We start from the raw sequence: 19472 nt of genomic DNA, 5'->3' as shown, positions 1-19472 counted from the left end.
GTTTGAGACCGACATGACTTCCGACACGAACCACGCTAACAACGGCAGCCGCCGCAACTTCCTCAAGATGGCCAGCACGGGGGCGATTTCCGCCGCCGCGCTCGCCGCCTTCCCGCCGTCGATCCGCCGTGCACTGGCGATTCCCGCCAACAACGCCACCGGCACGATGCGCGACGTTGAACACGTGGTGATCCTGATGCAGGAGAACCGTTCATTCGACAACTATTTCGGCACGCTGCAAGGTGTGCGCGGCTTTGGTGACCGCTTCCCCATCCCGCTGGCCGGCGGCCTGAACGTGTGGCAGCAGACCTACGTGCCCAGCAGCGGGCCGAGCCGCACGGTGCTGCCGTATTACCTCGACAGCAGCGCCGGCAACGCGCAGCGCGTCTCGGGCACGCCGCACAGCTACCCCGATGCGCAGAACGCGTGGGACCTGGGCCGCATGAGCAAGTGGCCGACGTACAAGCAGACGCAGTCGATGGGCTATTACAAGCAGGCCGAGCTGGACTTCCAGTTCGCGCTGGCCAACGCCTTCACGCTGTGCGATGCGTACCACTGCTCCTTCCACGGTGGCACCAACACCAACCGGCTGTTCCACTGGACGGGCACGAACGACCCGACCGGCGCGGCGGGCGGCCCCGTCATCGACAACAGCGGCGACCACCTCGACGCCAGCGTCACGTACAACTGGAAGACCTACCCGGAGCGCCTGCAGGCTGCCGGCGTGTCGTGGAAGGTCTACCAGAACATGCCGGACAACTTCACCGACAACCCGCTCGCCGGCTTCAAGGCCTACCGCGACGCCAACGCCGCGCGCGGCAACCTGGCCGACGGCAGCCCGTTCCCGCCGTACACGCCGGCCGACGAAACCGTCAGCCCACTGATCAAGGGCGTCGGCAACACCATGCCCGACGGCGGCTTCCTGCAGGCCTTGAAGGACGACATCGCCGCGGGCCTTCTGCCGCAGGTCTCGTGGATCGTCGCGCCGGCCACGTATTCCGAGCACCCCGGCCCGTCGAGCCCCGTGCAGGGCGCGTGGTACACGCAGGAAGTGCTCAACGCGCTCACCGCCAACCCGGCCGTGTGGAGCAAGACCGTGCTGTTCATCAACTTCGATGAGAACGACGGCTTCTTCGACCACGTGCCGCCGCCCGCAGCACCGGCCTATGACAACGGCGTGCTGGCCGGCAAGTCGACGGTGAGCACCGCTGGCGAGTACCACACGGACCAACACCCCTATGGCCCCGGCCCGCGCGTGCCGATGTACATCGTTTCGCCGTGGAGCCGCGGCGGCTGGGTCAACTCGCAGGCGTTCGACCACACCTCGGTGCTGCGCTTCCTGGAGCTGCGCTTCAACGTCAAGGAGCCGAACATCAGCGCGTACCGCCGCGCGGTGCTGGGCGATCTGACCAGCGCCTTCAACTTCGTCAACCCGAACAACGAGACGCTGCCCACGCTGCCCAACCGCGACAAGACCACCGCCGACGCCATCCGCACCGCGCAAGGGTTGCAGCCGCAGGTGCCGCTGCCCTCCGTCACAGCGCAGCAGATGCCTGTGCAGGCCACCGGCACCCGCCCCTCGCGCGCCCTGCCGTACGAGCTGCATGTCAGCGCCCGCGAAGACGCCACCAACCGCGCGCTGCGCCTGATCTTCAGCAACACCGGCACGGCGGCTGCCGTCTTCCACGTGTACGACCGCCTGCATCTGGACCGCGTGCCGCGCCGCTATGCGGTCGAGCCCGGCAAGATGCTCGACGACACCTGGGACGTGTTCACCGCCGACAAGGGCAAGTACGACCTGTGGGTGCTGGGCCCCAACGGCTTCCACCGCGCGTTCTCGGGCGATGTGAGCGCCGTGTCGGCGGCGGGTGCAAGCGCGCCGGAAATCCGCGTGTGCTACGACCTGGCCAACGCCGAGGTCTACGTGACGATGATGAACACCGGCACCGCCGGCTGCACCTTCACCGTCAAGCCGAATGCCTACCGCAATGACGGCCCGTGGACGTTCGACATCCCGGCCGGCAAGCAGCTCGACCAGCATTGGCCGATCGCGCGCCAGGGCAACTGGTACGACTTCACGGTGACGGTGCCGCAAGGCGGCTTCACGCGGCGCTTTGCCGGTCGCATGGAAACCGGCAAGGACGGCGTGTCCGACCCGGCGATGGGCACCTGAGGTAGGCAGTGAAGTAGAAAGAGAAGCAGGGAAAGATGCGGGCAGCCTTCGAAAGCGGGCTGCCCGCTTCCGTTTCGGCGCTGCGTAGGGCGTGCGGCCTGCAACGTGTTGGCCTCGAAGGGCCGAATGCCACGGGTTCACCCCGACGCTTGGGCTTCACACCACGACGTTCGAGACGTTTATTCCCGCGTATGGTGCTCACACCTCCGTGTTCGCGGGTTCAAGTGTCGTGCGCGAGCTTCAGACCCTGGAATCGTTCCCGGATTGATCGACGAAATGGGCATCCGACGGTCGCGCTTCACGGTTTCACACTCGCACGCGAGCGTCGGACCGTGACGCTCCACGGTTTTACTGTCGTGCGTGAGCCTCAAACCGTGGAACGCCACAGTTTGACCCTCGCACGCGACCCTCCGACTGTGGCGTTCCACGGTTTCAGGCTCGCGTGCGACGCCTGGACACTGACGCTCCACCGTTTCACCCTCACGCCTGAGTCTTGGAGGGTGACGCTCCACGGTTTTACCCTCGCACGTGGGCCGCAGACCGTGAGGCGTGGGAGGATTGTCGCGTCAGAGCGCGTACTGATACGGAAACAACGCCGCGTTGAACCCGCCGAGCGCACGCAGATGCGCCCAGTCGAAATGCGGCCCTGGGTCCGTCTTGCGGCCCGGTGCAATGTCCGAATGGCCTGCAATCGCCGCAATCGGATACGCCGCGCAGATCGCCCGCACCAGCGACGCCGTGGTGGCGTACTGCTCGGGCGTGAAGGGCAGATCGTCGGTGCCCTCGATTTCAATGCCGACCGAGAAATCGTTGCAGCGCGTGCGGCCGAAAAAGTCCGACGCACCGGCATGCCACGCCCGCGCGTCGCACGACGCAAACTGCACGCATTCGCCCGTGCGGCGGATGAAGAAATGCGCCGACACGCGCACGCCGCGCAGCTGATCGAAGTACGGATGCGCGTCGCAGTCGAGCGTGTTGGTGAAGAAGTCGAGCACGTGGTCGGTGCCGAAGTCGGCCGCGGATTGCGCCGGCGGCAGGCTGATGTTGTGCAGCACGATCAGGTCGATCGGCATGCCTTCGGGCCGCGCGTCGATATTCGGCGACGGATGCCGGCGCGCGCCATCGACCCATCCGTCAGCGCCGATATGCACCCGATCAGGCATCGCCGTTCAGCCCATTTCCGGCAGGTTCGCCCACGTTGCCAGGGGCTTCAATGTCCCGCGGGTCACGAATGCCAAGCTGCTGCATGCGATAGCGCAACTGGCGGAATGACAATCCGAGCAGCTTGGCGGCCGCCGTGCGGTTGAAGCCCGTCTGGTCCAGGGCGGCCAGGATCACGTTGCGCTCGACCGACTCCAGATAGGCCGGCAGATCGATCGGCAATGCAACGCTCGGCAGCGACGGCTCCGCCGGCTGCGCTACAGGGGCCGGCTCGGGCTGCGCCACTGGTTGCGGCATCCCCATGGGACTTGGCACGGCCGCCGGCATGTAGACGGCATCAGGCCAGCTTGTCATCGGCGGCGACATCGGGTGATGGGCCGCTGCGGCGGCCTGCGCCTCGCGCGTGCGGTGGAACAACGGCGAGCGCTCGATCTCGGCGCCGAGTGCGCCAAGGTCATCCACGTCGATCGACTCGCCTTCCGCAAAGGCGTAGGCGCGCTCCAGCAGGTTCTCCAGCTCGCGCACGTTGCCCGGGAACGGATACGCGCACAGTTGCTGCAGCGCCGGACGCGTCAGGCGCTTGGGGCGCGGATCGCCGTAGCGGCTGGCAAGCTGCTCGAGCAGCACGCCGGCCAGCACGGGCACGTCTTCGGCGCGCTCGCGCAGCGTGGGCATGCGCAGTTCCAGCACGTTCAGGCGGTAGAACAAATCTTCGCGGAAGCGGCCGGCAGCCACCAGACGCGCAAGGTTCTGGTGGCTGGCGCACACGACACGCACGTCGACGGGGTCTTCGCGGCTTTCGCCGATCTTGCGCACGCGGCGCTCCTGCAACGCACGCAGCAATTTCACCTGCATCGTGAGCGGCAGGTCGGCCACCTCATCGAGCATGAGCGTGCCGCCATTGGCCGCCTGGAAGAAACCCTGCCGGTCGGTGTCGGCGCCGGTAAAAGCGCCTTTCACGTAGCCGAAAAACTCGGCTTCCATCAGGTTCTCGGGAATCGCGCCGCAGTTGACCGCCACGAACGGCCGCGATGCACGCGCAGACAGCGCATGCACCGCGCGCGCCGCACGCTCCTTGCCGCTGCCGGATTCGCCGCTGATCACCACCGGCGCCATGCTGCGCGCCAGGCGCATCAGCGAGCGGCGCACTTCCTGCATCGCGGCGGAATGGCCCGGCAGCAGGTCGTTGGTGCGCTCCACCAAGTCGGCATTACCGGGATCGGGATCGCGTTGCTGGCGGCCCAGCGCGTTGAGCACGAGGCTGCGCAACTGGTCCAGCGAGAGCGGTTTGGCGATGTAATCGAACGCACCGGCCTTGAGCGCTTCCACCGCATTCTCGGCGCTGCCATAAGCAGTGATGACGGCCACCGGCGTGCGGTCGGCCGTGGCAGAAAGCTGGCGCACGAGTTCAATGCCCAGGCCATCACCCAGGCGCATGTCTGTCAGCACAAGCGCAAAGCGCTGGCGGGAGAGCGCCTCGCGCGCCTCGGCCAGTCCGCTGGCGAGCACGACGTCGTGCCCCATGCGGCGCAGGGAAATTTCCAGCAGCTCGCGCAGGTCGGCTTCGTCATCGACGACGAGGATGGGTTCGCGAACGATGGCGGCTTTGGACATGGATCAGCAGATGGTCGGCAGAAATTCGCGGCCAGCAGATCATTCCGCTACGGCCAAGGCAGGTTGGTCAAACATCAGGGTGATGACGAAGGCGCGGCGCGGCAACGTGTCGCGCGCCTCCATGGTCAACGCTCCGGTGCGATCGAGCAAGGATTCCAGTGCAATGGCGCCGTAACGGATCTGCGCATCGTTGGCGCTACACAACTCGCGCGCCATGTAGAGGCCCAGGCCAGTGCCTTGGGCGTCATTCGTGAAGAACGGCTCGAACAGACTGCGCTGCTGCTCAGTCGGCACTTCCGGGCCGTCGTTCCAGATCACGAGTTCGGCGTGGGTGTCGTCCAGCGCGTAGGCCGCCAGTTGGATCGAACCCGGCACGCGGCGGCAATAACGCAACGCGTTGTCGAGCATGTTGCCCACCACCTGCTGCAACTGCGCCGGGTCAAACAGCACGGGCTTGCCGAGGTCGACGGCCACGCGCACGAGGTTCGGGTTGATCTCGGTGGCTTCGCCTGCGCGGCGCAGGGCTTCGGCACGCCAGCGCTCGACGACCTCCGGCAGCACCTGCGCCAGTTGCACGCGCACCCGTTCGCCACGCGGGCGACGCGAGAGCATCAGCACGTCGGCAACTACCTGGTCGAGCCGGCGCACGTTATCCCGGATGATGCGCAGCAGGCGCGTCTCCACCCCGGAGTTTTCCGGTCGCGCGTGCGCGCCGCCATCCTGGCCGTCGCCCCCCTCGCCCGGATCGTCCAGAAGCTCAGCGGCCTGGCTGATCGCGGCCAGCGGGTTGCGGATCTGGTGCGCGACGCTGGCCACCAGCCGCCCCATCGAGGCCAGCTTCTCCTGCTGCGCCTGCTCCGCCACACGCTCCCAGCTTTCCACGTGAACCAGCACGGTGTCGTGCAACTCGTGGCGCAGAAACGCTTCGTCATCCGCCGACCAGCCCTGCGCGGTGGCCTCGGCCGACGGAATGCGCGGACGCATCTCGCCGCCCTCGCCCGGCAGGCCCAGGCCGATCGAGCTGACAAGGCTATCCATATAGACGCTGCGCAGGTTGGCCAGGCTCGGCAGGATGAAACGCAGGCGCAGCCGGGCGCTCAACATCGCGCGGCCGCCCCGGCCGCCCGTAGCCATGGGCAGTAGATCGAGGATGCGCGGTGCATCGTCGTCGCCAGTGCCATCGGCCGGACGGCTCTTGCGGCGCAGCCACTGGCGCAGCGTTTCGAGCAGCGGGCGCAGGTGCGGCACGTCCTTCAGGTCGAACAACATTGCACCGCTGCCGACAAACGCGCTCTGCGGCACGCCCAGCAGCATGGCTGCGGCCGGGTTGGCGGCAACGACGCGGCCATCGGCACGCACGAGCATCACGCCGTCCTGCATGTCGTAGACCATCAGGCGGTTGACGAGCTGTTGCAGGCGCAGCTCGCGCTCGCGGGCCATCGTCAAACGTTCCTGCGCGATCTGGCGGTGCGACAGGCCGTACATCATCGACGCGGCCATCATGTAGACCATGCCGTACAGCCCGGCAGATGCCAGGCCCGGCGCAATCACGCCGTCGCTCATCATCTGCAGGAACGGATCGGCCAGCACCACGATCGACGCCACCGCCGCCGTGAACAGCGCAAAGAGCAGGCTGGTGAGTGCACCCGCGGCCAGCACCGGCACCAGCAGCACCATCGCTACACTCGCCGACAGACGCGAGAGCGTGGCATACGCCAGCCCCAGGAACAGCAAATCGAGCACCACATCCAGCCGCACGCGGAATTGGAATCGCGTGCGCCACCAGCCGGCCGCCGCCAGGATCAGCAGGGCCATCGCCAGATACGGCAGCGTCAGGCTGAGCAGGGCGTCGCTATTGGGCAGGCCGACGGCATCGTTGTGCTCGCGCGGCACCATCACGAACAGCAACAGCACCAGCGCCACGGCCGCGCGGCTGAAGGCGAAATAGCGCAGCAAGCGCCACTGGAACTCAGGCGGATCGGGCTCCAGCCAGACCGCCCGGATTGCGCGCCAGGCATTCAGGCGCGCGAGCAGGCTGCGCGCGGCGGACGGCGTTGCCCGCGCGGCACCTGACGCTTCGGGCGTCATGTGTTGCCTCGGTCAGCATGCTCCGGGCAGCGATAGCGGCCGCCCGGCAGCGCGATCATGCCGGTGCGCGGCGCGTGCACGCCGCACACGGCACATTGCTCGATGGGTTGCGACGCCTGGGGGGGAGGAGTGCGCTGGGCCGTGCCCTGCCCGCGCGGGGCCGTCTGACCCTGCCCCGAAGAGCGGGAGGAGCGCGTCCCAAGGCGGCTCAACCACCACCAGCCGGCGAGCAGCATCAGGATCAGCAGGACAGGACGGGACATGGGGAACAGACAAGGACAGGTAACGGCGCTGGCGCCAGGAACGCGCTAGGCGCGATGCAGAATGACTTCGAGCACGAAGCGGCTGCCCACGTATGCCAGCAGCAGGATCGCAAAGGCCGCCATCACCCAACGCAGCGCCACACGCCCGCGCCAGCCGCGAAAACGCCGACCGATCAGGATGCCGCCGAACATCGCCCACGACAGCACGGCAAAGATGTTCTTGTGGTCGAAATGGAAGGCGCTGTGGAACAGCTGTTCGGAGAACAGCACGCCCGAGGCGATCGTCAGCGTCAGCAGAATGAAGCCCGCCCCGATCAGCCGGAACAGCAGTTTCTCAAGCGTGAGCAGCGGCGGCAGCAAATCCAGCCAGCGACTGAACCAGCTTGCCTCCGGGCGGTTGATGGTGTGCAGTCGGCGCTCCGCAGCCAGCATGAGGATCGCGTGGAATGCCGCCAGCGTGAACAGCCCGTAGGCCACGTTGGCAATAGCGAAGTGCAGCTTGAACAGCGGGCTGGCCGCATAGCCGAGAATTTGCGTACCAGGGAAGGCCACCGGCAGCAGGCTTCCGACCAGCGCCACCGGCATCACGAGCAGGCCGAGGCCGGCCAGCGAGAAGAAGAGGCTTTCGATCCAGAAAATGCCCACGCCCAGCCACAGCATGGCCGACAGCGCATAGGCAAAGCCAAACACCATGGCACTGGCCGGGAAGATCGTCTCGTGCAGCAGGAACCCGTGCGCGATCAAGGCGGCCAGCAAACCCCAGCGCCACCAGGCCGGGACAGTGTCGGCGGCCCCCGGAGGCGGCGGAACGAGCACCGTGGCGCCCGGCGATTGACCGCCTGCCGCCATGGCTCCGGCCGGGGCCTGGGCGCCCAGTCCACCGCGTCGCGCCCACGCTACCGAAGCGAGGGTGCCGTAGAGAAGCGCCGTCAGCGCATACAGTACAATTGCCATTTGCACAGTTTACCGCAGCGCACCCCGGTTTTGGCTGGGGCCCGCCCCCCGCCGAAAGCCTCGTTGGGCGGGAACGCAACATGCGCGCAATAAGCACATTCCTAGCCGGTGCAAGCGAAACGCGCGCCGGCCTCCTCTTCATCCCGTCCCCAATTCCGGATCCCTGTCACTGTCATGCTGGATAACCTGACCCAACGGCTCGCGCGCGTGGTCAAGACCATGCGCGGCGAAGCGCGCCTGACCGAAGCCAATACCGCCGAGATGCTGCGCGAAGTCCGCCTGGCACTGCTCGAAGCCGACGTGGCGCTGCCGGTCGTGCGCGAGTTCATTGCCCGCGTCAAGGAAAAAGCGCTCGGCGAAGACGTCATCACAAGCCTTTCGCCTGGCCAGGCGCTGGTCGGCATCGTCCAACGCGAACTGACGGCCATCATCGGCGGCCAGGAAGCGCTGGAAGGCGTCGGCAGCAACATCATGGGCGGCCGCGCGGCGGAGCTGAACCTCAACGTCACGCCGCCCGCGATCATCCTCATGGCCGGTCTGCAGGGCGCGGGTAAGACCACCACGGTCGGCAAGCTCGCCAAGTGGCTCAAAGAGAACAAGAAGAAGAAAGTGCTGACGGTGTCGTGCGATGTGTATCGCCCCGCCGCCATCGCGCAGCTGAAGACCGTTTCCGAGCAGGTGGGCGCAGAGTTCTTCCCCTCGCAGCCGGACCAGAAGCCGGTGGACATTGCCGCCGCAGCACTGGATTGGGCCAAGAAGCACTACCACGACGTGCTGATCGTGGATACGGCCGGCCGCCTTGGTATCGACGAGGCGATGATGCAGGAGATCGCCGCGCTGCACGCCACGCTCAAGCCGGCCGAAACGCTGTTCGTGGTCGACGCGATGCTCGGCCAGGACGCCGTCAACACCGCCAAGGCCTTCAACGACACCCTGCCGCTGACCGGCGTGGTGCTGACCAAGCTCGACGGCGATGCGCGTGGCGGCGCGGCGCTATCGGTGCGTCACATCACGGGCAAGCCGATCAAGTTCGTCGGTGTGGCCGAAAAGCTCGACGGGCTGGAGCCGTTCTACCCCGACCGCATGGCCCAGCGGATTCTGGGCATGGGCGACATCCTTGCGCTGGTGGAAGAAGCCCAGCGCGGTGTCGACATGGAAGAGGCGCAGAAGCTTGCGGCCAAGATCAAGAAGACCGGCGGCTTCGACCTCGAAGATTTCAAGGCCCAGATCGGCCAGATGAAGAAGATGGGCGGCCTGGGCAGCCTGATGGACAAGCTGCCGGCGCAGTTCGCGCAACAGGCGCAGGGTGCCAACATGGACCAGGCTGAAAAGCAGGTCCGCCGCATGGAAGGCATCATCAACAGCATGACGGCTGCCGAGCGCGCCAAGCCCGAACTCATCAAGGCGAGCCGCAAGCGCCGCATCGCCGCCGGTGCGGGCGTGCAGGTGCAGGAAGTCAACCGTCTGCTCAATCAATTCGAGCAGATGCAAGGCATGATGAAAAAGCTCAAAGGCGGCGGCATGATGAAGATGATGCGCGCCATGGGCGGCATGAAAGGCGGCATGAAGGGGCTGTTCGGCGGCCGCTGAGCGGGCTACCCTCCTTACTGAATCGCACCCTTGATCGACACACCGAACCGTTTCACCGAACCGACACGATGCTGAGCGCAGAACAGGCCCGCGAACTCTGGGCCAACTCCGAAGAAATCGTCAGCGAAGACGCCGTGCGCGGCTCGCTGGACCGCATGGCCGAAGAGATCACCGAGAAGATCGGCGACACCTTCCCGATGGTGCTGTCCGTGATGGGCGGCGCGGCCGTCTTTACCGGCATGCTGCTGCCCAAGCTGGCCTTCCCGCTGGAGTTCGACTACATCCACCTCTCGCGCTACAACAACAAGACGGTGGGCGGCGAGATGCAGTGGCGCGTGGCGCCGCGCGAGTCGGTCAAGGGCCGCACGGTGCTGGTGCTGGACGACATTCTCGACGAAGGCGAAACGATGGCCGCCATCCGCTCGCGCATCATCGACATGGGCGCAGCCGAGTTCTACTCCGCCGTGCTGTGCGAGAAGACGCTCAGCAAGTCCAAACCGCTGTACCCGGACTTCTGCGGCTTCAACGTGCCAGACCGCTACGTGTTCGGCTGCGGCATGGACGCCAAGGGCTACTGGCGCAACCTTCCGACCATCCGCGCGCTAAAGAACACCTGAGGCGGCACCGCGGCAAACAAAAAAGGGCGACATCTCAGTCGCCCTTTTTGTTGCCCGCGCGGGGTTCAGAGTTGATGCGCGAAGGTGCGAATGCCCTTGAGGAGCATCTCCACCGAGATCGCCACCAGGATCAGCCCCATCAGCCGCTCGAACGCCATCACCGTGCGCTCACCCACGAGGCGCTGGATGTGCGTGGCACTCAGCAGCACCACAGCGCACACGGCCATCGTCGCGCACAGCGAGCCGACCCACGTCCACATGCGCCCGGGCGCCTGCGACACCAACAGCATCACCGTGGCCATCGCCGACGGCCCGGCGATGGCCGGGATCGCCAGCGGCACGATGAAGGGTTCGCCGGTGGGCTGCGACTCGGCCGCACCTTCACGCGGGAAGATCATCCGCAGTGCGATGAGGAACAGCACGATGCCGCCTGCAATCTGCAGCGACATGTCGGTCAGGCTCATCATGCGCAGGAAGCTCTCGCCAAAGAACATAAAGACGAGCAGCAGCACGAATGCAATGCCGACCTCGCGCAGCACGACGCGGTTCCGGCGCTCGGGGGCCACCGGCCGCAGCGCCGAGATGAAGATGGGAATGTTGCCGAGCGGATCGGTGATCAGCACCAGCAGCACGGTCGCCGAGACAAAGGTGTATTCCATCGCCTGATGTCGATCAGGCGCCGCGACGGTATGGGCGTTCACGCAGCCATTTGGTGGCGATCCATTTCTCGCCACGCTCGACCGGCAGGCCGGCATGCAGCGTGTCTTCGTCCAGCGTGCCGTCCGGGCGCTTGTAGACGAAGAAGACGGCGTTGCCCTTGACCGGTGCCACCTCCAGTCCGAGCTTCGGAAAGCCCGTCGCGCCGCCCGCCTGCACGCTGTTCAGGTAGATGACCATGGTGGCCACGCGCTGGCCGCCCACTTCAAGCTGGCGCGCCTCGCCGCTGCGGCCCGGGTTGAAGAAATCGAAGTGCGGCTGGTATTCGCCGCCGGGCTGGTAGTTCAGCACCTGGAAGCCTTCGCCGTGTTCGACCGGCACGCCCACGGCCTGTGCGATGCGGGCTTCGATCTTGGCGATCAACGGATGCTCGCCGACCTGGAACATCCCGCCCTGGCTTGTGCGGGCCGAGATCAGGTTTTCCTCGCCCGTATCGGGGTTCACGACGGGCGAGCGCTTGAGGCGGTTGCGCCCGATCGCGATCAGCTCGTCACACTCTGCGTCCGACAAGAAGTGCTGGAACAGCACGATGCGCGGCGTCTCGAGTGCAAACAGGATCGGAATGTCGCCGTCGGCGGTATGCACGGCATTGCTGTTTTCAACCGCTTGGTCGGCAGCAGGCGTCGGCGCGGGCGCCACGACGGGGGCGGGCGCGCGAGCGGTCAGCGCCTCATCGACGACACGGCGCGCGAAAGCGCGGTCGTAGCCGGATTGCACCATCGACGCCACCAGGGATTCGGCCTCGAAACCTTCGGTCACGTGACGCTGCAGCCAGTCGCGCAGCGCGTCAGACATCGTCGCGTACGGTTGGGGGGTGGACATGCGGGATGGAGATGCGGGCGAACGAGAGATGGCCCTATTGTAGGCCCACCGTTCGCCGACAGAAGATCAGGAACCGCCTGCCGGACCGCCAGCAATACGTAGTGGCGAGAAAGGATTGCGCGCCGGCACTTCAGGCAATGCCTTGGCACGCGCAGCGGGGACAACGGGCTCGGCCGGCGCAGACACCGTCATCGCGCTCGACTCCTGATACTGCCAGCGCTTCCACGCAGCGAGCACGGCATTCGGATATTGCGGCTGGCCCCGGCTGCCGTTGTAGCGGCCCAGCGCCAAATACAGATTGCCGCCTTCCATGTCGAGGTAGTGACGCAGGATCGTGCAGCCGTAGCGCAGGTTGCTCTGCAGATGGAAAAGCTTGCGCGAGTCGTTGTCGCCGATGCTGCGCGTCCAGAACGGCATCACCTGCATCAGGCCCATCGCACCGGCACTGCTGATGGCGTATTTGCGAAAGCCGCTTTCCACCTGGATGAGGCCGAGTACCAGCGCCGGGTCCAGGCCAGCGCGCTTGGCTTCGTAATACGCCGTCTCGATCAGTTCGACGCGTACCGACGCCTGCGGAATCTTGCCGGACATGCGCACCGACATCTCGGCCAGCCAGCGCAGGTAGCCGAGTTGCTCGTCGTTGCTGGCAAATACCGGGCGCAGCGGGCGGCTGTCGGCCACGGCAGCAGACAGCGCGCTGCGCACGGAGTCCGCCAGGTATTCCTCTTTCTGGGCGCCTGCCCACGCCGCCTGCGTGCCCGCGAGCAACGTCCCCGCGCACAGCGCAGTGGCGATCAGGCGAGCGGAGAACAAGCGGGGCATGCGTGGCGGTCCTGTCGTTGCGTTATTGCGCGAGACGCGCCTTCAGCGTCGCCAGCACCTCGGCCGGTGCCACGGCGGTGGCGGCTTCGTCGCGGCGGCCCTGGAACTCCAGCTTGCCTTCCTTCAGGCCGCGGTCACCCACCACCACGCGGAACGGCACGCCGATCAGCTCCCAGTCGGCGAACATCGCGCCGGGGCGCTCGCCGCGGTCGTCCAGCATCACATCGATGCCGGCAGCAACGAGTTCGGCGTGCAGGCGGTCGGCTTCCTCGCGCACGGCGTCGGAGCGGTCGTAGCCCACGGGGCAGATCACCACCTGGAACGGCGCGATCGAGGCCGGCCAGATGATCCCGCGCGCATCGTAGTTCTGCTCGATGGCCGCACCCAGGATGCGCGTGATGCCGATGCCGTAGCAGCCCATCACCATCGGCTGCGTCTTGCCGTTTTCATCGAGGAACGTGGCGTTCATCGCCTCGGAGTAACGCGTGCCCAGCATGAAGACGTGACCGACTTCGATGCCGCGGCAGATGGCCAGCGTGCCCTTGCCATCCGGCGACGGATCGCCCGCCACCACGTTACGCAGGTCGTAGACCTCGGGCTCGGGCAAGTCGCGGCCCCAGTTCACGCCGGTGAAGTGGTAATCCTCTTCGTTCGCACCAACCACGAAATCGCTCATGGCGGCCGCCGTGCGATCGGCCACCACCTTCACGGGCAGCTTGGTGCCGATCGGGCCGAGATAACCGGGCCGCGTCCCGAACGCGCGGAGGATTTCGCCTTCGGTGGCAAAGCGGAAATCGGCCAGGCCGGGCACCTTCGATGCCTTGACCTCGTTGAGTTCATGATCGCCGCGCAGCAGCAGCAGCCAAATCTGGGGTTCGCCGCCCTCGACGTCAGTGGCCAGCACGATGGATTTGATCGTGCGCTGAAGCGGAATCCCCAGTTGCTCGGCTACAGCCTCGCACTTTGAGCGACCAGGCGTATGCGTCTTGGTGAGCGCCTCCACGGCGGCACCACGCGGTTCGGCCGGAGCCACGGCTTCCGCAGCCTCGATGTTGGCGGCGTAGTCCGAATCCGGGCAATAGATGATGGCGTCTTCGCCCGTGTCGGCAATCACGTGAAATTCGTGCGAACCCGAGCCACCGATGGCGCCGTTATCAGCGGCCACGGCGCGGAATTCCAGGCCGAAGCGCTGGAAGATGCGCGTATAGGCGTCGTACATCTTCTGATACGACACCTTCAGGCCTTCGGCGTCCCGGTCGAAGGAGTACGCGTCCTTCATGGTGAATTCGCGGCCGCGCATGATGCCGAAGCGCGGGCGGCGCTCGTCACGGAACTTGGTCTGGATCTGGTAGAAATTGACCGGCAGCTGCTTGTACGAGCGGATTTCGGTACGGGCGATGTCGGTCACCACCTCTTCCGACGTCGGCTGCATGACGAAATCGCGCTCGTGGCGATCCTTGAAGCGCAGCAGTTCGTCGCCCATCTTGTCCCAGCGGCCGGTCTCTTGCCACAGCTCGCCCGGCTGCACCACCGGCATCAGCACTTCCACCGCGCCGGCGGCGTTCATTTCCTCACGCACGATCTGCTCGACCTTGCGGATCACGCGCAGCCCCACGGGCATGTACGTATAGAGGCCCGCGCCAAGCTTCTTGATCATGCCGGCACGCATCATCAACTTGTGCGAGACGATCTCCGCGTCGGCGGGCGCTTCCTTGAGCGTGGAAATGAAGAATTGGGACGCTTTCATGCGACTGACAATAAGGGATGACGCAGCCAACCAAAGCCGCGAAAACAAGGGCAAAAGCCACCGGAATCAGGAGATGAGACGAGGCGCCTAGCGCACATTCGCGCAATCGACGCCCCTCCCCCAGGAGGCGCGAGTGAGCGGCAACATTTCGGCTTCTGTGACAGCCGAGCGACGGGCCGCTCTATAATCGGCGTAATTCTAAAGTATTCGAGGTGCAGTCATGCTCGATCGTGAAGGCTTCCGCCCGAACGTCGGCATCATCCTCATCAACGCAAGAAACGAGGTGTTCTGGGGCAAGCGCATTGGCGAGCACTCCTGGCAGTTTCCACAAGGCGGCATCAAGTACGGCGAGACGCCCGAACAAGCGATGTTCCGCGAACTGCACGAAGAAGTCGGCCTGTTGCCAGAACACGTCCGGATCGTCGGTCGCACGCGCGACTGGCTGCGGTATGAGGTGCCGGACAAGTTCATCCGCCGCGAAATACGCGGCCACTATCGGGGCCAGAAACAGATCTGGTTCCTGCTGCGCATGGTCGGTCGCGACTGCGACATCCAACTGCGCGCCACCGAGCATCCGGAATTCGATGCGTGGCGGTGGAGCCAGTACTGGGTGCCGCTCGAGGCCGTCATCGAGTTCAAGCGCGAGGTGTATCAGCTGGCGCTGTCGGAGCTTTCGCGCTTCGTGCAGCGGCAGGCGCGCGCACCGCTCTCGCCCTACGGGCGCGGCGGGCAGCACCGTGAGCGTGACGGACGTGATGCGCGCGATCACCGTGAACGTTCCGGCGGCCAGAGCGGCCGCAACGAGCCGTACGCCCAGCCGGCCCTGACCGTCACCACCACGACGGTCATCGTTGAAACGGTGAGCGTATCCGCGCCGACCGCCCCCTCCCCCAACCCTGACGACACGGCTCCCAAGGACAATTCGTGAATCTGATGACGACGACACGTGGAGCGCACCGCGCTCTCGTGCCGCTCGCGCTGGCGGCTGCGCTGGCGTTGACGGCATGTGGCCATAACCGCACCGGCGACCTCGAAGACAAGCTGTTGATGGACCCGTTCAACGACAAGCCCTTCAAGGAAGACGCCGTGACCTTCCCGGCCCCGCCGGTCGATCGTGATGCCGTGCCGTTCGATGTGGGCGGCCGCACTGATTCGCCGCTGCGTTTTGCCATCGATCCGAAATCGGTGTCGATCGGCAAGGACAACGTGGTGCGCTACACCGTGCTGATCACCAGCAAGACGGGCGCGCGCAACGTGAACTACGAAGGCCTGCGCTGCGATACGGCAGAACGACGCATCTATGCGACGCTGCGCAATGACACCAACCAATGGATCAGCAACCGCGCGGTGGACATGAACGAAACCGCGAATACCGAGTCCGCCAGCATGAATGCCTACAAGCCCGCCACGGATTGGCAGCGCGTTGGCAATGGCGGTCCGACGGACTATGCATCGGCGCTGTTGCGCTCGTACTTCTGCGACGTGCGCTCGGTAGCTGGAGATGGAAAGGCCTCTACGCTGGTGCAACGGTTGGGACAGGGCGGCCGGTATTTCGGGCCCTGAGCGGCAAACGTCGGCGTACTGCATTATCTGCCTCAAACAGAAAGGCCAACCCTGCAAGGTTGGCCTTTTGTTTTGACACGCCGCCGAGCGACTGAATTAGAGCAGCACCAGGTTGTCCCGGTGCACCAGCTCCGCGGCGCTTACGTAGCCAAGCACCGACTCGATCTCGGAGGATGCCCTGCGCGCGATGAGCCGGGCCTCGGCCGACGAATAGTTCGTCAGCCCGCGCGCCACTTCACGGCCTGCCGTATCCACGCAAGAAATCACCTCGCCGCGCGCGAATTCGCCCTGCACTTCGGTCACGCCGATCGGCAGCAACGACTTTCCGCCGGCCGTGAGTTTTTCCACTGCACCGGCATCCAGCACCACGCGACCGCGCAGTTGCAGGTGATCGATCATCCATTGCTTGCGTGCCGCCATCCGCCCCGTCGGCGCGCGAAGTTGCGTGCCGATGGCCTCGCCATTCGCCAGGCGCGCAAGCACGTCGGGCTCGCGCCCCGAAGCGATGATGGTGTGCGCACCCGACTTGGCCGCACGCTTGGCCGCCAGAATCTTCGTCAGCATGCCGCCCTTGCCGATGCTCGAACCGGCGCCGCCGGCCATCTGCTCAAGATCTGGCGTGCCAGCCTGCGCCTCGTCGACAAAGCGGGCGTCCGGGTCCTTGCGCGGGTCAGCTGTATACAGGCCGCGCTGGTCTGTCAGGATGATCAGCGCGTCGCCTTCGATCAGGTTGGTGACGAGCGCGCCCAGCGTGTCGTTGTCGCCAAACTTGATCTCGTCGGTGACGACCGTGTCGTTCTCGTTGATGATCGGCACGACACCGAGGCCCAGCAGCGTGAGCAGCGTGGAACGTGCGTTGAGGTAGCGCTCGCGATCGGCCAAATCGCCATGCGTGAGCAGCACCTGCGCCGTGCGGATGCTGTGCCGCGCGAACTCGGATTCGTACACCTGCGCGAGCCCCATCTGCCCAACGGCGGCGGCGGCCTGCAGCTCGTGGATTTCCTTCGGGCGCTTCGCCCAGCCCAAGCGCTGCATGCCCTCGGCGATGGCGCCGGAGCTGACCAGCACGACTTCCTTACCCGCCGCCCGTAACGCCGCGATCTGCGCAGCCCAGCGGGCAATGGCAGCCTGATCGAGGCCACGGCCGTCGTTGGTAACCAGGCTGGAACCGACCTTGACGACAAGGCGGCGCGCATCGGCAATCAGCGAATGCAGGGCCATGGTGGGCGTGTCTCCGAAGGGTGTTTGTTGTGTTCAGGCCTGATCGTCGTGGTCGACGTTGTGCAGGCTCGGGTCCAGACGCTGGTCGGGCGCGGCCGCTGCGGCGTCCTCTTCGGCGCGCAGCTCGTCGAGGTATTCCTGGATCGCGTGGACAAGCGCCTGCGTGCCGTCGTGGGTCAGCGCAGAAATGCGGTGCACCGGGCCCTTCCACTTGAAGCGCTTCACGAAGTCCTTCACGCGCGCTTCGCGCTCGTCCTCGGGCACCATGTCGAGCTTGTTCAGCACGAGCCAGCGCGGCTTGTCGAAGAGTTCAGCGTCGTATTTCTTCAACTCGCCGACAATCGCCTTGGCTTCGGCCACCGGGTCCACGCTCTCGTCGAACGGGGCAAGATCCACCACGTGCAGCAGCACGCGTGTGCGTTGCAGGTGGCGCAAGAACTGGTGCCCCAGACCGGCACCTTCCGCTGCGCCCTCGATCAGGCCTGGAATGTCGGCCACCACGAAGGACTTCGACGGGCCGGTCCGGACCACGCCCAGATTCGGGTGCAGCGTCGTGAAGGGGTAGTCGGCAATCTTCGGGCGCGCATTGGAAATGGCGGTGATCAGCGTCGACTTGCCGGCATTCGGCATGCCGAGCAGGCCCACGTCGGCCAGCACCTTCAGCTCGAGGCGCAGGTTGCGGCGCTCACCGGCCTTGCCGTCGGTCTTCTGACGCGGCGCGCGGTTGGTGCTCGACTTGAAGTGGATGTTGCCCCAGCCGCCCTCGCCGCCCTGCGCCAGGCACAGGCGCTGCCCGTCGACGGTCAGGTCGGCGATCAGCTCTTCCGTGTCGGCGTCATAAATGGCGGTGCCCACGGGCATGCGCAGCGTAATGTCGTCGCCAGCGGCGCCGTAGCAGTCGGCACCTCGGCCGTTTTCGCCGTTGCGCGCGAGATGCTTCTTGGCAAAGCGGTAGTCAATCAGGGTGTTGATGTTGCGGTCAGCCACGGCCCACACGCTACCGCCGCGCCCACCGTCGCCGCCATCCGGTCCGCCAAACGGGACGAATTTCTCGCGGCGCATCGAGGCGCTGCCGTTGCCGCCGTCACCAGCGATCACTTCAATCCGGGCTTCGTCGATGAACTTCATGGAGGGTCTCCGCCCGTGCGGCGTGCGCACGGCAGGTAAAAAGAAATCGGCGCCGCTCGCGCCATTGCTAACAGAACGCGCCTGGAAACAAGCGCCAAGAAGCAGCGTACCGCCCAGGATCAGGGTCGCGTTTTGTTAGCAGCCAGAAACGAAAAAGCCCCGCACGGGTGCGGGGCCTTTTGACTACAAGGCTGGATCAGGCCGCCGGAACAACGTCGACGAACTGCTTCTTGCCTTCGCCGCGGTTGGCGAACTTCACGTGGCCATCGACCAGCGCGAAGAGGGTGTGGTCCTTGCCCATGCCCACGTTCACGCCAGCGTGCGTGCGGGTGCCGCGTTGGCGAACGATGATGCCGCCAGCGTTGATGGCTTGACCACCGTACACCTTCACGCCCAGGCGCTTCGACTCGGAATCGCGGCCGTTCCGTGTGGAACCGCCGCCTTTTTTCTGTGCCATGACTGAACTCCTATCCGGTTACGTAGACGACGCAGCCTTAGGCCACGATCGAGTCGATACGCAACTCGGTGTAATTTTGACGATGCCCTTGGCGCTTTTGATAGTGCTTACGACGGCGCATCTTGAAGATGTGCACTTTGTCGTGACGACCGTGGGAGATGACGGTGGCTTTGACGGCAGCCCCGCTCACCAGCGGCGCACCAACCTTGAGTTGGTCGCCGGCGCCCACTGCGAGCACCTGGTCAAGCGTGATTTCTGCGCCAACGTCCGCCGGTATCTGTTCTACTTTCAGTTTTTCGCCAGCAGCAACCTTGTATTGCTTACCGCCGGTTTTTACGACCGCGTACATTGTCGGACCTCGATAAAAGAACTAAAACGTGACTCTTGTGCCACTTGCCGCCCGCATACGCAGACGACGGACACAGAGAACTCGCAACTATACAAGAAAAACCCAAGCAAATCAAAGACTAATCGCCTGATCGGGTGCTGCGCCCGCGCAACGGCCCGCCACGTCAAGCCTGGGGCGCCGCGCCAT

18 protein-coding genes are annotated in these 19472 nt (G+C 65.6%); 5 read left to right on the top strand and 13 right to left on the bottom strand.

Annotated elements, in window-relative coordinates:
* The first annotated feature begins 13 nt into the window (after positions 1 to 13).
* The gene (locus tag ACTJK4_RS23945) at positions 14 to 2173 is read left to right on the top strand and encodes a phosphocholine-specific phospholipase C (protein WP_440819115.1); all 2160 of its coding nucleotides are present in this window, start codon (positions 14 to 16) and stop codon (positions 2171 to 2173) included.
* A 566-nt stretch (positions 2174 to 2739) separates the two neighbouring features.
* Here ACTJK4_RS23945 and ampD read toward each other — a convergent pair.
* From ampD to ACTJK4_RS23920, 5 genes are read right to left on the bottom strand one after another with little or no spacing between them, the layout of a single operon-like run.
* Positions 2740 to 3336 (bottom strand): 1,6-anhydro-N-acetylmuramyl-L-alanine amidase AmpD, encoded by a 597-nt coding sequence (gene ampD / locus ACTJK4_RS23940; protein WP_440819114.1) that lies wholly within the window; start codon positions 3334 to 3336, stop codon positions 2740 to 2742.
* Complete coding sequence (locus ACTJK4_RS23935; RefSeq protein WP_343620135.1) at positions 3329 to 4948, bottom strand: sigma-54-dependent transcriptional regulator; 1620 nt, start codon at positions 4946 to 4948, stop codon at positions 3329 to 3331. Before ACTJK4_RS23935 ends, ampD begins: the two co-directional genes overlap by 8 nt.
* A gap of 39 nt (positions 4949 to 4987) precedes the next feature.
* Entirely contained in the window at positions 4988 to 7036 is a 2049-nt protein-coding gene (locus tag ACTJK4_RS23930) for an ATP-binding protein (RefSeq protein ID WP_414561101.1), read from the bottom strand.
* Positions 7033 to 7299, bottom strand: a complete 267-nt coding sequence (locus ACTJK4_RS23925) for a hypothetical protein (protein ID WP_232041057.1) — start codon at positions 7297 to 7299, stop codon at positions 7033 to 7035. Before ACTJK4_RS23925 ends, ACTJK4_RS23930 begins: the two co-directional genes overlap by 4 nt.
* 45 nt (positions 7300 to 7344) lie before the next feature.
* Entirely contained in the window at positions 7345 to 8253 is a 909-nt protein-coding gene (locus tag ACTJK4_RS23920; RefSeq protein ID WP_232041058.1) for a cytochrome C assembly family protein, read from the bottom strand.
* A 174-nt stretch (positions 8254 to 8427) separates the two neighbouring features.
* On the opposite strand from ACTJK4_RS23920, the gene ffh reads away from it, so the two are divergent.
* Both ffh and ACTJK4_RS23910 read left to right on the top strand, forming a co-directional pair.
* Positions 8428 to 9843 (top strand): signal recognition particle protein, encoded by a 1416-nt coding sequence (gene ffh / locus ACTJK4_RS23915; RefSeq protein WP_260802218.1) that lies wholly within the window; start codon positions 8428 to 8430, stop codon positions 9841 to 9843.
* Positions 9844 to 9911: 68 nt separating this feature from the next.
* Entirely contained in the window at positions 9912 to 10460 is a 549-nt protein-coding gene (locus ACTJK4_RS23910; RefSeq protein WP_232041060.1) for a hypoxanthine-guanine phosphoribosyltransferase, read from the top strand.
* Positions 10461 to 10525: 65 nt separating this feature from the next.
* Here ACTJK4_RS23910 and ACTJK4_RS23905 read toward each other — a convergent pair whose 3' ends face one another.
* From ACTJK4_RS23905 to ACTJK4_RS23890, 4 genes are all read right to left on the bottom strand, one after another.
* Positions 10526 to 11119: a MarC family protein gene (locus tag ACTJK4_RS23905; protein WP_232043050.1), complete on the bottom strand. Its 594-nt coding sequence runs from the start codon at positions 11117 to 11119 to the stop codon at positions 10526 to 10528.
* A 13-nt stretch (positions 11120 to 11132) separates the two neighbouring features.
* Positions 11133 to 11999, bottom strand: coding sequence for a 2OG-Fe(II) oxygenase (locus ACTJK4_RS23900; RefSeq protein WP_232041061.1), 867 nt, complete (start codon positions 11997 to 11999; stop codon positions 11133 to 11135).
* 66 nt (positions 12000 to 12065) lie between these two features.
* Entirely contained in the window at positions 12066 to 12821 is a 756-nt protein-coding gene (locus ACTJK4_RS23895; protein ID WP_414561103.1) for a lytic transglycosylase domain-containing protein, read from the bottom strand.
* 22 nt (positions 12822 to 12843) lie between these two features.
* On the bottom strand, positions 12844 to 14568 hold the full coding sequence (locus ACTJK4_RS23890) for a proline--tRNA ligase (RefSeq protein ID WP_414561104.1): 1725 nt from the start codon (positions 14566 to 14568) through the stop codon (positions 12844 to 12846).
* Between the two features lie 220 nt (positions 14569 to 14788).
* Here ACTJK4_RS23890 and ACTJK4_RS23885 point away from each other — a divergent pair, with 220 nt between their 5' ends.
* A complete protein-coding gene (locus ACTJK4_RS23885) occupies positions 14789 to 15496 on the top strand; it encodes an RNA pyrophosphohydrolase (protein WP_316871833.1) in 708 nt (235 codons plus the stop codon).
* Between the two features lie 5 nt (positions 15497 to 15501).
* A complete protein-coding gene (locus ACTJK4_RS23880) occupies positions 15502 to 16131 on the top strand; it encodes a CNP1-like family protein (RefSeq protein WP_322017529.1) in 630 nt (209 codons plus the stop codon).
* 96 nt (positions 16132 to 16227) lie between these two features.
* Here ACTJK4_RS23880 and proB read toward each other — a convergent pair whose 3' ends face one another.
* The 4 genes from proB to rplU all read right to left on the bottom strand — a co-directional run bounded on the left by proB (position 16228) and on the right by rplU (position 19286).
* Complete coding sequence (gene proB / locus ACTJK4_RS23875; RefSeq protein ID WP_343620954.1) at positions 16228 to 17352, bottom strand: glutamate 5-kinase; 1125 nt, start codon at positions 17350 to 17352, stop codon at positions 16228 to 16230.
* A 33-nt stretch (positions 17353 to 17385) separates the two neighbouring features.
* Positions 17386 to 18480 carry a GTPase ObgE gene (gene obgE, locus ACTJK4_RS23870; RefSeq protein ID WP_027680331.1) on the bottom strand — a complete coding sequence of 365 codons (1095 nt, stop codon included), beginning with the start codon at positions 18478 to 18480 and terminating at the stop codon, positions 17386 to 17388.
* Between the two features lie 196 nt (positions 18481 to 18676).
* Positions 18677 to 18937, bottom strand: coding sequence for a 50S ribosomal protein L27 (gene rpmA / locus ACTJK4_RS23865; protein ID WP_004633021.1), 261 nt, complete (start codon positions 18935 to 18937; stop codon positions 18677 to 18679).
* Between the two features lie 37 nt (positions 18938 to 18974).
* Positions 18975 to 19286 carry a 50S ribosomal protein L21 gene (rplU, locus tag ACTJK4_RS23860; protein ID WP_004633023.1) on the bottom strand — a complete coding sequence of 104 codons (312 nt, stop codon included), beginning with the start codon at positions 19284 to 19286 and terminating at the stop codon, positions 18975 to 18977.
* Positions 19287 to 19472 lie beyond the last annotated feature (186 nt).

Origin of the sequence: Ralstonia sp. 22111 (assembly GCF_052045895.1) — a bacterium.
Classification (GTDB): domain Bacteria; phylum Pseudomonadota; class Gammaproteobacteria; order Burkholderiales; family Burkholderiaceae; genus Ralstonia; species Ralstonia wenshanensis.
Note: the sequence above shows the minus strand (reverse complement) of the source record. Positions and strands in the feature narration are given on the sequence as shown.